General features: G+C 62.4%; 1 protein-coding gene. It reads right to left on the bottom strand.

The window, feature by feature from the left end; genetic code table 11:
• Positions 1-282 (bottom strand): hypothetical protein (locus tag J0A69_RS22515; RefSeq protein WP_206588863.1); only part of this gene is annotated, 282 nt, incomplete at both ends.

Raw genomic sequence — 282 nt, 5'->3', positions numbered from 1 at the left:
GTCCGGATGATCCGGCGCGTAGATGGCATTCGCCCGCTCATACTGGTTGCGCACGAGCTTGAGACGATCGGCGGTCGTCAGGACGCGTTCGCCAGTGGTGTCGAAGAGCTGCGAGGTGGGGTCGACCTGCACGAGCTGCGAATCGACATAGAGAATGTTCTGCGCGATCGACGTCAGCCGCAGCTCGACCTCCCGCTTCTCGTCGTCCACGCGGTTCAGGAGCGACACGTTGAGCGGGTCCCGCTCCGGAATCGTGTTGGCGTTCTGTTCCTTGAAGTGTGC

This window comes from Algoriphagus pacificus (assembly GCF_017254845.1).
Taxonomy (GTDB): domain Bacteria; phylum Bacteroidota; class Bacteroidia; order Cytophagales; family Cyclobacteriaceae; genus Algoriphagus; species Algoriphagus pacificus.
This window is presented reverse-complemented; position numbering and strand designations above follow the sequence as displayed.